The sequence below is a fragment of the Nonomuraea sp. NPDC050643 genome (assembly GCF_040654715.1).
Classification (GTDB): Bacteria; Actinomycetota; Actinomycetes; order Streptosporangiales; family Streptosporangiaceae; genus Nonomuraea.
Window position 1 is genome coordinate 45,377 of record NZ_JBFAIM010000030.1, and the last position, 13,206, is coordinate 58,582.

Below are 13,206 nucleotides of genomic sequence, written 5' to 3' on the forward strand. Positions count from 1 at the left end.
GAGGCTTAGATTATGGTCTGGCCATCCCCCAGATGAGGAGATGACAATGAGCCGAGGACTTGTGCGAGGCGCCGTCGTGGCGGTGCTCGCGACCGGACTGGCCGCGTGCGGCGGTGGCGGCGGTGACGCGGGGTCCAGCGGCGGCTCCAAGGAGCTGACGTTCTGGATGTACCAAGACCGCACCCCGCAGGCGGGCCAGGTCATCGAGAAGGTGCGCGAGGACTTCGAGAAGGCCAACCCCGGCGTCACGGTCAAGCTCGTCAAGATCCCGAAGGACGACTACAACACCAAGCTCGGCAGCGCCGTGGCCAGCAAGAGCGCGCCCGACGCGGGCATACTCGACCAGCCCCTGGTGTCCAAGTACGCCCTCGACGGCACCATCAAGGAGGTGCCCGCCGGCCTGGTCAACGAGGCCGACTACTACAAGGGCGCGCTCGACACCAACCGCGCGAACGGCAAGCTCTACGGCCTGCCCCAGGACCAGACGACGGTGGCCCTGTTCTACAACAAGAAGCTGGTCCCGGCCCCGCCCAAGACCTGGGACGAGCTCAGGGCCACGGCCGCGCAGGTGCACGCCGCCGACGCGAACGTGGCCGGCATGAACGTGCCCAAGGGCGACGGCTACGGCGCCTGGATGTTCCCGGGCATCGTGCACGGCGCGGGCGGCGAGATGGTGGACGACGCCGGCAAGAAGGTGCTGTTCGACCAGCAGCCGGCCGTGGACGCGCTGCAGCTCTGGGTGGACCTGCTGAAGTCGTCGCCCCGCAAGATCACCGACTCGGACAAGCCGTTCGAGAACGGCCTGGCGGCCATGACCATCTCCGGCCCCTGGGACGTGCCGACGATCCGCGAGCAGTTCCCGGACCTGGACTTCGGGGTGGCGCCGCTGCCGTACAAGAGCGAGCCGGCCGGGAACATCGGCGGCGAGGACTCCGTGGTCTTCTCCACCAGCAAGAATCCCGACCTGGCGTGGAAGTGGCTGGCCTTCCTCGGCAACGCCGACAACAACGGCACGGTCGCCGACGCGCTCGGCGGGTTCCCGGTGCACCTGAAGGCCAAGGTCGTCGCGGGCGGCCCCGAGCAGGCGGCCTTCCTCGAGCAGCTCAAGGCGGCGCACGCGCGGCCGGCGGTGCCGCAGTGGATCCAGGTCAACGACGAGATCATCGCCCCGGCGATCGAGTCGGCGCTGACCGGCAAGGTCACCGCCCAGCAGGCGCTGACGGACGCGGCGGCCAAGACCCGCTCCCTGCTCGGGTGGAACAGCTGACGTGACGGCACCCGTACTGGACAGGCCCGTGTCGGCCGGCGGCGGGCGGCGGGCGCGCCGGCCGAACGCCCGCCGCAGGGACCACCTGATCGGCTGGCTGCTGGTCGCCCCGGCGCTCGCCTACTTCCTGGTCTTCCTGCTGTATCCGGCCCTGTCCGCGCTCTACTACAGCTTCACCGACTGGAACCTGCGCTCCGCCGCGAGCTGGGTCGGCCTGGCCAACTACGGCGACCTGCTGTTCGACGACGTCAAGTACCCGCACTTCTGGAAGTCGGTGCGGGTCACGCTGCAGTACACGCTGGTCGCCGTGCCGCTGACCCTCGTCGCGGCGCTGGTGCAGGCGCTGCTGCTGAACGCGGTCAGGCGCGGCGCGAACCTGTTCCGGCTGCTGCTGTTCCTGCCGGTGGTCACGGCCGAGGCGGCGGTCGGCGCCATCTGGCGCTGGCTCTACGACCCGCAGTACGGCCTGATCAACACGATGCTCGGCCTGGTCGGCATCCCCGGCCAGAACTGGCTCAACACCCCCGAGCTGGTCATCCCGGCGCTGGCGTTCATCGCGGCCTGGCAGTGCGGCATCTCGATGATCATCTACCTGGCGGGGCTGAAGGGCATCCCGGGCGCCATCCAGGAGGCGGCGATCATCGACGGGGCCGGGCCGTGGCAGCGGTTCTGGCGGGTGACGTTCCCGATGCTCCGGCCGACCACGTTCTACCTGCTGGTGACGGGGGTGATCGCGGCGCTGCAGGTGTTCGGCCTGGTGTACGTGATCTTCTCCGGCAACGGGCGCAGCGTCACCGGCGGGCCGGAGCAGTCGGGGCTGACGTACGTGCTGCACCTGTACCTCTTCGCCTTCCGCTACGACGCGATGGGGGCGGCCTGCGCGATGTCGTTCATCCTGCTGGTCTTCATCGTGATCGTCACGGCGCTGCAGTTCCGGTTCGTCAAGCAGGAGGCGTCATGAGGAAGGCGTCCATGTACGTGGCGCTGGTGCTGCTGGCGGCCGTGTCGGTAGTGCCGTTCCTGTGGATGCTGGCCACCTCGTTCAAACACGGGCAGGACATCTACAGCAAGGTGCCCAACCTGCTGCCGCTGGACAAGAAGACCGGCGAGTGGGCGGCGACGCTGGACAACTACGACTACGTGCTCGGCGTCGGCGGGCTCGGCGGCGCGTTCGTCAACAGCGTCTGGGTGTGCGCGGTCCTGGTGCCGGCCAAGCTGCTGGTGGACGCGCTGGCCGCGTACGCGTTCGCGCGGATCCCGTTCCCGGGCCGCGACAAGCTGTTCGTGATCATGCTGGGCGGCATGATGGTGCCCGCGATCACCCTGCTGGTGCCGCGGATCCACGTCACGCAGTCGCTGGGCATGTTCGACACCGGGTGGGGGCTGATCGTCCCGAACGTCGCCTCGGTGCTGGACATCTTCCTGCTGCGGCAGTTCTTCCTGTCGATCCCGGCCGAGCTGGAGGAGGCGGCGCTGATCGACGGGGCGGGCCGGATGCAGATCTTCTGGCGGATCGTGCTGCCGCTGTCGAAGCCCGTGCTGGCGGTCGTCACGATCACCAGCTTCCTGTTCCACTGGAACGACCTGGTCTGGCCGCTGCTCGTGACCAACGACCCCGAGCTGTACACGCTGCCGCTGGCGTTGCAGCAGCTCGTGGCCAGCCCGGACGGCGGACGCGCCTACTACATCATGGCGGGCGCCACGCTCGCCGTCCTGCCCGTGATCGTGGTGCTGCTGATCTTCCAGCGCCGGATCCTGCAGGGCATCGCCTTCACCGGCCTGAAAGCCTGACCGTCCAGAACCGAGGAGGACTAGCGTGATCATCGAGATCCGCGACGGGGTCGCCGTCGTCGACGGCGTGCCGCGGGTGCTCGTCACCGCCGACTATCCCTACTACCGCGACGATCCGGCCGTGTGGGCCGACCGGCTGCGGGCCGTGCGGGACGAGCTCGGGATCGAGGTGATCACCTGCTACCTGCCCTGGCGGCACCACCAACCCGAGGCGGGCTCGGCCCCCGACTTCACCGGCGTCACCCATCCGGCCAGGGACGTCATCGGCTTCCTCGCGCTCTGCGCGGAGCTGGGGCTGCGGGTGGTCGCCAAGCCGGGCCCGTTCATCCACGCCGAGGTCGGCTACGGCGGGCTGCCCGACTGGGTCTGCCCGGACACCGACCCCGCGATGGAGCCGCTGCTCGACGCCGCCGGCGCCCCCTCACGCTGGTCGGACGGCTCCGACCCGGCCGGCAGGGCGCTGCCCGCGCCGCTGGGGCCCGCGTTCCTGGCCCGGGCCACGCAGTGGCTGGCGGCGGTGGGCAAGGAGGTGCTGGCGGGCGAGACCCCGGTGATCGCGCTGCAGATCGCCAACGAGGGCATCTACACCAGCGGGGCGCTGCCGCTGACGGCCTACGACTACAGCCCGTCGGGGCTGGCGTTCTACCGGGACCGGCTGCGCGTCTGGTACGGCGGGCTGGAGGTGTACAACGCCGCCCACGAGACGTCCTTCGCCGCGTGGGAGCAGGTCCCGCCCGGCGGCGAGGGGCTGCTCGCCCGCGCCGACTGGGGGCGCTTCCACGCCGAGTACCTGGCCGAGGTCTACCGCGTCTGGGCGCAGGCCGTCGGCTCCGACCTGCCGGTCCTGGTCAACCTGAACCCGCCGACCGTGCCCGAGCTGGACGACTGGCTGGCCAGGGTACGGCCGGAGCTGTGGGGCGGCATCTCCTACGGCTTCACCAACTGGATGGGCGTGGTGTCGGCCGACCGCGACTCCCAGGCCCGCTACGTGATCGCCGCCAAACGCGCCCCCGGGCCTAACCTGGAGGAGAACTGGGGCTTCTCCCAGCTCTACGACCCGGCCTACATCGACGGGGCGACCAGTTTCCACCAGTCGCTGCTGGCGCTGGCGGCGGGGGCGACCGGGTTCAACGTCTACACCGGGGTGGCCACCTCCGGCTGGGCTCCGGAGCTCGACCCGGCGCATGTGGGGCCCTATCCGGACAGCGCGCCGATCGACGCGGCCGGGACCGCCACCCACAAGGCGCCCGTGGTGCGGGCGCTGGCCGGCTTCTTCGCCGCGCACGGGGCCGAGTTCCTGGAGTGCTCGGGGGCGCGGCGCGACGCGTTCGGGCTGTACCTGCCGTACGCGGGGATCGCGGCGCTGTCCGGGCCCGAGGGTCCCCAGTGCGGGCGGCCGCTGCGGGCCTTCCACGAGCGGATGCGCACGCGGGGGCTGGACTACGGGCTGTTCGACCTGGAGCACGTGACGGCGGCGGAGCTGGCGGCCTACCGGAGCGTGACCGTGCCCGGCGGGCCCTTCCTGCACCGCCGGGTGCAGGAGCTGCTCGCCGCGTACGCCGAGGCGGGCGGCCGGGTGCTGTTCGACGGGCCCGCGCCCACCCTGGACGAGCACCTGGCGCCCTGCGCCCTGCTGACCCCGTCCGCCCCTCCCGCTCCGGACCCCGCCGAAAACCTCGTCCTGTACGGCGACGCCGACGTGTTCCTGCGCACCCATCCGGAGCGCGACGTGCACTACCTGACCGTGCTGGTCCAGACGGGCAACGAGGGCCCGATCGGCGTGCGCACGCCGTACGGGACCGTCGAGGTCGTCGCCGCGGAGGGCGGCGGCGCGGTCGTGCGCCTGGCCGCGGGCGGGCTCGGCGATCTGGTGGTGAAGGGCGTCAACACGTACCTGTCGTGCGCCGTGGAGGCCAGCGTGCGGCTGAACGGCGAACGCGTGGGGGCCCCGGGGCCCGGTGACCTCGCCAGAATCACCCGCGACTGAAACAGAAAGCCTGGCATTCCTCACAGAAAGGGCGCGTATTTACCCGCCGACGTCATCGCTCTGGTCGTTCACACGGGGACCTGTCCCGTCGAGAGGAGATCGCGATGGCCAGCGGGGAATTCCAAGTGATGAAAGTACCGGCCGAGCAGTTGGCCGGCATTCTTCACGGCCAGGTCATCGATCCTGGAGCTCAACCGACGAATATCGTCAAACAGGCCGAGGGTTGGACCGTGGACGTGAGCTGGGAGGTCACCGGCGAGCTCGTCGACTGGCTGGCGGGCTGCTGGCAATTGGAGATCATCGCCGATCTGCTCGGGGGTGGTGAGACGAAGCATCCGTCACCCCCGGTGGAAATGACCTTCACACCTGGCTCGGGGCGATATACCGCGTCCATTCCCATGCGCGGGCAACTGTCCCCTGGCACTTATGACCTCGTGGTCAATCTCACCACGACCACCGCCGCCGGCACCGCGGGGGCGCTCGGCGGATTCGTGGTCATCAGCAAGATCCTGGTGAAGGAATGACGGCCGCCGCCCCGGGGCGTGCCGTTCCGGGGCGGCCGATCTCCTCCGAGTTGCCCGCGCGTCCCAGGTGAGCGGTCAGGTCCCCGATTCCGCTCCTATCGCACTGCAAGCCTTCCGCAAGGTCGTCCTTCTAGCCTCCTGGCTGGTGGCCACGGGGCAAGCCGGCCGCCGACTGTATCTGACGCCGCCGCAGACGCTCTTAATCGTTGAGCACTCCTCGAGGCGACGGGACCAGCAAACGGGAGACCCCATGTCCGACACTCCGATGACCGGGGACGACGTGCTGCGCATCGCGGCCTACAAGGACCGGAACGCCGCGCTGCAGGCGATGGTCATCGCCTACAGCTACCACCGCGTGGCCGCCGACCTCGCCGTGCACCTGGGCCGGCAGGCCAACAACTGGTACTGCTACGCCACCTGGACCTCCAAGGCGGTCGGGGAGAGCCTCGACCTCGGCCCGGACTCACCGTTCATCGACGACTTCGGCCGCCGGTTCCGGGTGCCGGCCCGCTTCAGGAGGCTCTTCAGGGCCGCGCTGCTCACCCTGCTCGGGCCCAGCTACCAGCTCGGGCTGGCGCTGGCCAACCGTGCCATCTTCCTCGAGACGGCCAGCCTCGCGGTCAACCTGTGGAACGACACACCCGACCGCTACCTCAAGGTCAGCCCGGAGTCCGACCTGACGCCGGCGCCGCCCGAGTTCCTGACCGACCTGCTGTCACCGGCCGACCCGCGCTACCTCAAGGACGCCGCGCAGCTCCTGGTCGAGGCCAGGAACACCGACGATCCCGCCGTGCGGGCCGAGCTGATGCTGGGGGCCAACATCGCGCTGTCGGCGTACGAGCAGGCGCGCGCGCAGGCCGCTCTGGAGCTGGTGCTCTACCGGCCGGTCCGGTGGCTGACCCGGGTGTCGTGGCGCTCGCTGCGCTCCCTGGTCACCCGCAGGCCCTTCCCCCGCTTCCGCCTCTACTCCGCCAAGCACGAAGACCAGCCCCGTCTCACTCGCAGGCTCGAGGAGCTGTGGGCCTCCCTCTACACCCGCCACCTGTTCTACGTGCGCACGCCGCTCAGCGACATCAAGGTGGGCAGGCCGCTGACCACTCCCGCGGGCGTCGACCCGGCCCAGGTGTGGCGGCCGATCCAGAACGAGAAGGTACGCAAGCTCGCCGAGGAGTTCATCACCGAGGACCAGGAGGCGTCCACGGCCGGGGTCGCCAACTGGGTCTCCTATCCCGACCGCATGCGCTTCATCGTCAGCTACTTCCGCGTCTACCAGAACGTCGACGCCCTCTACCGGGTGCCGTTCGAGCAGAAGATCGCCGACGGGCTGGCCGAGGAGATGACGCGCGGGCTGGTCCCCGAGGCCGTCAGCCAGATGCTCGAGAACGTGCCGGGGCGCAGGCGCCGGGGCAGGGTCTACGCCTATCCGACGGAGACCGACCCGGACGCGTACGAGATGGCGCACTTCGACTTCGAGCCGTTCCTGGAGGCGATCCCCCTCGACCAGGTCAGGAAATAGCGCACCGAAGACGGCGTCCCGAAGACACCGCACAGCTCAGTGACACCGCACAGCTCAGTCCAGACAGATCAGTCCAGGAAGTCGCGCGTGATCTCGCGAGCCTGCAGAAGCCCGCGCAGCTTCGCGAAACAGCGGGCTCGGGTGGGCCCGATGCTCCCGACCGGCCTGCCCAGCCTGCGCGCCACGTCCACGTAGTGGGGCTCGGAGGTTTCCGTGAGCGCTCTGAACAGCACCCGCTGCGCTGCCGGCAGCTCCTCCACCAGCTCCGCCAGCGTACCGGCCAGCCAGATCCTGGCCAGTTCCCTGTCCACGTCGTCCGTGCTGCCCAGTGAGTCGAGGTCCGGGGTGCAGATCTCCTTCGTCCGCCTGGTGAGCTTGAGGCACTCGCGGAAGGCGATGGTGGCCAGCCAGCCCGCCATGCGCTGGCCGTCGGCCACGCTGCGCAGGTTCTGCCAGGCCAGCAGCCAGGTCGTCTGGAGCACGTCCTGGGCGTCTTCATGGCTGAGCCTGAACCGGCGGATGCGGGCCTTCAGCATGGGGCTGAACTCCTCGATCAGCCGCTCCCACGCCACGGCGTCGCCGTCCTGCGCGGCCGACACCAGCGCGGCTGTGTCGAGTCGTTCAACGGTGTCCAGCTGCATGTCGTTCTCCCCACCGGTCCGGGTTCTCGGGGGGCCTCTACCGGCCGGCATCAATACCGTGCGCCGAGTGATCGCGGAGGGCTGTCTCGCGCGTGACAGTGCGGGTGTGTTCCTCGTCACATTCGGGGGTTCGGTTACCACATGCTGTCCGGGCGCGGAATGCGGCCTAAAGTTCTTGCATGAACGCGCGCAGCGGGCTGCCACACGAGGTCGAGCCGGTCGCCGCCGTGCTGGCGGAGATCCCGTTGTTCCGCGTGCTCGGAGAGAGCGGCATCCGGAGCACGGCACGGGCCGGGCTGGCGCGCAGATACCGGTCCGGGCAGATCATCTTCCATCAGGGGGATCCGGGAGAGTCGCTCTACGTGCTGCTGGACGGGCTGGTGAAGGTGGTGTTCACCACCGAGCACGGCGACGAGATCGTCCTCAACATGCTGAGCCGGGGCGACACCTTCGGCGAGATGGCGCTGCTGGACGGCTCGCCGCGCTCGGCCTCGATCGTGACCGTGCGGCCCGCGTGGGTGTTCGCGCTGCCCAGGGCGCGGCTGCTGGAGCTCATGCGGGAGCACCCGGGGCTGGCCGACGAGTTCCTGCGCATGCTCGGCCACATGGTGCGCAGGCTCACCGGCCAGGCGGCCGACCTGGCCTTCCTCGACCTCGGCGGGCGGCTGGCCAAGCTGCTGCTGGAGCTGGCCGACAAGCACGGGCAGTCCCACGGGGTGGTGGACCTGCCCGGGCTGACCCAGTCCGACCTCGCCGCGCTGATCGGCGCGTCGCGACCGGCGGTCAACCGGGCCCTGCAATCGCTGGTGTCACGCAACCTCATCGCCATCAAGGGCCGAACGATCACGCTTCTGGATGTCGCCGCCCTGCGGAAACGGGGCGGCCTCTGACCGAATCTGGAGTACGGGGTACATGAACGTTCACGACGAGCGCTGGCCGGAGGAGAGGTTCCGGCAACTCAGGCAGCAGGCCGACCCGGACATCGACAAGGTGGTGGCCGAATACCTGGAGGCGCAGCCTGACGGGAAGGGCGTGCTGGATCTGGTGAAGGCCGTGATCGAGGAGCTGGGGAAGGCCAAGCTGGAGGCCAGGGCTCCCTCGGGCGAGCCGCCGGCGTCCGAGATCTTCGAGGCCCTCGACTTCGCCAAGGAGCTGCCCGACTGGGGTGACGACCGGGAGCTGCTGGCCAAGGGCCAGTCCGTGTTCGCCGACTACGGGCTCTACCAGTCGGCCGCGCTGTTCTGCAAGTGCCTGCCGATGGCGTACGTGGAGGTGTCCAGCGCCAAGGTGCTGGCCGGCGTCTCCAACCTGGCCACGCACAGCCTGACCCGCCGGGTGGCGGAGACCGGGCAGATGCTGGTCGACGTGATGGGGCTGCGCGCCACCGACAGCCTGCGGCCGGGCCGTCCGGGGAACACGACGGCGCTGGGGCTGCGGGTGCTGCACTCGTTCGTGCGGGCCCTGGTCAACGAGCGCTTCGGCGACCACTGGGACACCGAGCGGTTCGGCCCGCCGGTCAACCAGGAGCTCCTGCTGGCCACGATCTTCGACTTCTCCGTCGTCACGTGGGAGGCTTTGGAGACCATGGGCGTGGTGCTGACCGACGAGCAGCGCGCGGCCCACCTCTACACGTGGAGCGTCTTCGGCCACCTCATGGGCGTCGACGTCTGCCGTGACGGTCCGCTCACGCTCGACGACGTCGAGCCGGTCAGCCGGCGCCTCGGCCGCCTGTACGAATCGAGCGAAGAGGGCCGCCTGCTGATGGCCAGACTCCTGGCCGAGATGGAGGGGTTCATGCATCTGGGCTGGCGCAAGCTGCCGCGCAGCCTGGTGCACTGGGTCTTCCGCGACGCCAAATACGGCGCCGACCGGGTGCCCGAACTGCTCGGCGTGCCGAAGGCGGCCTGGTGGTTCACGGCGCTGTTCGCCGCCGCCCGGGCCGCTCATGGTCGAAACTGGCTGGCCGCACCGGTGGACGGTGTGGTTCGCTGGCTGGTACGCAGGGCCGGCAGGCACATCGTGGTGGCTCTGATCGACCGTCACTCCGACAGGCAGGCGGCGTTCAGGATCCCCGACGAGCTGGCCCGCGCGTGGCGGATCAAGCAGTCTGCACCCGCGGTGAAGACCCGTGAGATCCGCAGGACCGTCCGCGAAACGCTCCGAGCGCCCACGCAGGGGCGGAAAGGGCTGCGCACGTGACTGCCCCACACGAACCGGGCACCCTCACCACGGCGACCATCCTGTTCACCGACGTGGTGAGCTCCACCGCCCTGCGGATCAGGCTCGGCGAGGAGCGCGCCAACGTGGTCTTCCGCCGGCTCTACCAGTTGCTGCGCTCGGTGGTGACGGCGAGCGGATCGACGTTCACCAAGAGCCTGGGCGACGGGCTGATGGCCGTGTTCGACTCGGCGACGGCCGGGCTCGACGCGATCATCGCGGTGGAGCAGGCGGTGGCCGACGAGAACGAGCGGGCCCTGGAGAAGATCTCCATCAGGGCCGCGCTGGCGGCGGGCGACGTGTGCTGGGGTCATGACGACGTGAGCGGGCTGCCGACCGTGGAGGCGGCCCGCCTGGTCGCGGTGGCGGAGGGCGGCCAGGTGCTCTGCACCGACCTGGTGCGGCGGCTGGCGCAGGGCCGCAGCAGGCACGAGTTCAAGGACCTCGGGCGGCTGCCGGGCAAGGGGCTGCGCGAGCCGATGCACACCTACGAGCTGCACTGGCAGAGCGCCGACCACCACCTCGGCGGCGGGCTGGCGCCGTGGCTGGACGACGGTCACGTGCTGCCCTTCGTGGGCCGGCAGGAGGAGCTGCGGACGCTCGACGGGGAGCTGGCGGCGGCCGAGTTCGGCAGCGGGCTGGTGATCCTCGAGGGCGAGCCGGGGGTGGGCAAGACACGGCTGGCCTCCGAGGTGGCCAGGCGCGCGCTCAAGCGGCAGTTCACGGTGCTGGCGGGGCGGTGCACGGATCCGGCGCGGCAGGCGTACGAGCCGATAGCGGGCGCGGTGGAGCGGCTGGCCCGCACCTCGCCGGCGCTGCTGCTGCGGGCCGGGGTCGACCAGCAGTGCGGCCAGCTCGTACGCCTCGCGCCCTCGCTGGCCGCGCCGCCCCTGTCGCTGGAGGTGCCGCCGGCCACCGAGCCCGTGTCGGAGCGCTACCACCTCATGGCCGCGGCCCGCACGCTGATCGAGCGGCTGGCCACCGTACGTCCCGTGCTGCTGGTGATCGACGACCTGCAGTGGGCGACGCTGGAGTCGCTGCAGATGCTCAACGCCCTCATGTGGGACGCCGACGCGCTGCCGCTGCTGATCCTGGCGATGTCGCGGCCGGTGCCGATCGAGTCGGCGGTGCCGGAGCTGCACAAGCTGACCGCCGACGCCCGCGTCGTCCAGGTGCCCTCGTTCGGGCCCGACGAGGTCTCCCACGCGCTGGCCGAGGCCCGCGCCAACGGCGACGCCGAGCAACTGCACCGGATCACGGGCGGCAACGCCTTCCTCATCAGCGAGGTGATCAGAGAGCTGGCCGCGGGCAAGGAGCTCGACGCGCTGTCGGTGCCCGACTCGGTCACCCGGATGGTCCTGGCCCGCCTGGCGCAGCTCCACCCGGACGCCCGCGACCTGGTCAACCTGCTGGCCGTCGGCGAGCGGATGGACTCGGCCGAGCTGCGCAACGGCCTCGGCCTCGACGAGGCCCGGTTCGTGGCCGCGGTCGAGGAGGCGATGGGCGCGGGGCTGGTGGCGCTGCTGGACAACGGGTCCTGCCGGTTCTCCCACGAGCTGACCAGGAACGCCCTCTACGCCACGCTGTCGGCGCCGCGCGCCGCGCTGCTGCACGGGCGGGTGGCCGACGCCCTGTGCCGGACGGACCCGAACGCCAAGACGACGCGACCGTACGTGGTCGCCTCCCACCTGCTGGCCGCCGCCGAGCACGGACGCGACCCGGCCCGGGTGAGCGCGGCGGCCGACGCCGCCGAGCACGCGGCCCGGCACGCGCTGGCCAGGCTGGCCCACCGCGAGGCGGTCACCTGGTACCAGCGGGTGCTCGACCTGCTCTCCGACTACCCGGGCGCGACCTCGGAGCGGCGCGCTGAGCTGCTGGTGGAGTGCGGCAGGGCGATGTGGCTGGCCGGGCACCCGGAGGCCAGGCAGACCCTCACGCAGGCGGCCGACCTGGCCAGGGAGTGCGGGCGCGGCGACCTGATCGTGCTGGCCGCGCTCGGCGGCGAGCGCGGCTTCTCCACCATCTCGGCGGCGCCCGACCAGCAGCGCATCGCCCTGCTGACCGAGGCGCGCCGGGTGGTCGACTCCACCGACGTCAGCACCAGGGCGCTGCTGGCCGCCCTGCTCGCCTCGGAGCTCATCTGGGCCACCGACGGCGAGCGGCGCTTCGCGCTCAGCGACGAGGCGGTGGCCCTGGCCCGCAAGTCCGGCGACCCGCGCACGCTGGCCAGCGTGCTGGGGATGCGCAGCCTGACCATCATCCCCGCCGACCCGCTGCACCAGCGCAACCGCGACGGCGACGAGATGCTGGAGGCGGCCCGTCAGACGGGCGACGACCTGGCCCTGTTCCACGCCTACGTGCAGCGCACTCCCCCGGTGCTCGACAGCGGCGACGCGGCCAAGGCCGCCACACTGCTCGACCAGGCCGACGAGCTGGCGCGCCGGCTCGGGCAGCCGCACCTCAACTGGCTGATCGGCTACTCCAAGGCCGGGCTGACCCTCATGCAGGGCGACCTGGCGCAGGCGGAGTCCGAGGCGGAGACCGCCATGCGGCTGGGCTCGGAGATCGGCCGCCGCCTGGAGGCGGTGGCCATCTACGCCGAGCAGATCGCCGAGATCCGGCGGCTGCAGGGGCGGCTGTGGGAGCTGCGCGACCGGCTGCGCCGCATCGCGCAGGCGCCGCAGGTCGACCCGGTGCACGCGGTGCTGCGCTACCTGTGCGAGCTGGACGACGTGGAGGCCGCTCCCCTGCTCGACCGCATCCTGGCCCACGGGGGCGCCGAGCCGCCGCGCAACATGGCGCACCGGCCCGCCCTCGACAACCTGGCCGTGGCCGCCGCGCGCCTGGGCCGGGCCGGGCTGGCCGGGCAGCTCTACGCCTCGCTGGCCGCCGACCCGGAGACGTTCGGCCACGGCACGGTGGCGCACCACTGCGGCCACCACTACCTGGCCCACCTGTGCGTGGCGATGGACGACCGGCGGCGGGCCGCCGAGCACTTCGAGGCCGCGGCGGAGGCCCACGAGCGGCGCGGGGTGCCGCTCATGCTCGCCGAGTCGCTCCTCGACTGGGCCGACCTGCTCGACGGGGGCGAGGTGAGCGGGCCCAAGGCGGTGGACCTGCGCGAGTGGGCCGGCTCGCTGCTGCCGGGCCGGGGCGCGCTGCTGCTGGAGCGACGGCTGCGCTGAGACCCTTCGACCGGCCCGAGCCGGTCGAAGCGGCGGGCCTGACAACGGGCGGGCCTGACAGTCGAAGCGGCGGGCCTG

At 71.1% G+C, this 13,206-nt stretch carries 10 protein-coding genes; 9 read left to right on the forward strand and 1 reads right to left on the reverse strand.

The window, feature by feature from the left end; all coding sequences use genetic code 11:
• Nucleotides 1-46: 46 nt before the first annotated feature.
• From AB0I15_RS34200 to AB0I15_RS34225, 6 genes are all read left to right on the forward strand, one after another.
• Complete coding sequence (locus AB0I15_RS34200) at nucleotides 47-1,267, forward strand: ABC transporter substrate-binding protein (protein ID WP_358104616.1); 1,221 nt, start codon at nucleotides 47-49, stop codon at nucleotides 1,265-1,267.
• Between the two features lies 1 nt (nucleotide 1,268).
• Nucleotides 1,269-2,228 (forward strand): sugar ABC transporter permease, encoded by a 960-nt coding sequence (locus AB0I15_RS34205; RefSeq protein WP_358104619.1) that lies wholly within the window; start codon nucleotides 1,269-1,271, stop codon nucleotides 2,226-2,228.
• Nucleotides 2,225-3,058: a carbohydrate ABC transporter permease gene (locus AB0I15_RS34210; protein WP_358104622.1), complete on the forward strand. Its 834-nt coding sequence runs from the start codon at nucleotides 2,225-2,227 to the stop codon at nucleotides 3,056-3,058. The genes AB0I15_RS34205 and AB0I15_RS34210 overlap by 4 nt, the downstream gene beginning before the upstream one ends.
• Nucleotides 3,059-3,083: 25 nt before the next feature.
• Nucleotides 3,084-5,045 (forward strand): beta-galactosidase, encoded by a 1,962-nt coding sequence (locus tag AB0I15_RS34215; protein WP_358104625.1) that lies wholly within the window; start codon nucleotides 3,084-3,086, stop codon nucleotides 5,043-5,045.
• Nucleotides 5,046-5,149: 104 nt separating this feature from the next.
• Entirely contained in the window at nucleotides 5,150-5,569 is a 420-nt protein-coding gene (locus AB0I15_RS34220; protein WP_358104628.1) for a hypothetical protein, read from the forward strand.
• Between the two features lie 250 nt (nucleotides 5,570-5,819).
• The gene (locus tag AB0I15_RS34225) at nucleotides 5,820-7,085 is read left to right on the forward strand and encodes a hypothetical protein (RefSeq protein WP_358104631.1); all 1,266 of its coding nucleotides are present in this window, start codon (nucleotides 5,820-5,822) and stop codon (nucleotides 7,083-7,085) included.
• Between the two features lie 68 nt (nucleotides 7,086-7,153).
• Here the strand turns inward: AB0I15_RS34225 and AB0I15_RS34230 are convergent, their stop codons facing one another.
• A complete protein-coding gene (locus AB0I15_RS34230; protein ID WP_358104634.1) occupies nucleotides 7,154-7,726 on the reverse strand; it encodes a sigma-70 family RNA polymerase sigma factor in 573 nt (190 codons plus the stop codon).
• Nucleotides 7,727-7,905: 179 nt separating this feature from the next.
• On the opposite strand from AB0I15_RS34230, the gene AB0I15_RS34235 reads away from it, so the two are divergent.
• From AB0I15_RS34235 to AB0I15_RS34245, 3 genes are read left to right on the forward strand one after another with little or no spacing between them, the layout of a single operon-like run.
• On the forward strand, nucleotides 7,906-8,616 hold the full coding sequence (locus tag AB0I15_RS34235) for a Crp/Fnr family transcriptional regulator (RefSeq protein ID WP_358104637.1): 711 nt from the start codon (nucleotides 7,906-7,908) through the stop codon (nucleotides 8,614-8,616).
• 22 nt (nucleotides 8,617-8,638) lie between these two features.
• Complete coding sequence (locus tag AB0I15_RS34240) at nucleotides 8,639-9,925, forward strand: oxygenase MpaB family protein (RefSeq protein ID WP_358104640.1); 1,287 nt, start codon at nucleotides 8,639-8,641, stop codon at nucleotides 9,923-9,925.
• Nucleotides 9,922-13,128 carry an AAA family ATPase gene (locus AB0I15_RS34245; RefSeq protein ID WP_358104643.1) on the forward strand — a complete coding sequence of 1,069 codons (3,207 nt, stop codon included), beginning with the start codon at nucleotides 9,922-9,924 and terminating at the stop codon, nucleotides 13,126-13,128. The genes AB0I15_RS34240 and AB0I15_RS34245 overlap by 4 nt, the downstream gene beginning before the upstream one ends.
• The last annotated feature ends 78 nt before the right edge of the window (nucleotides 13,129-13,206 follow it).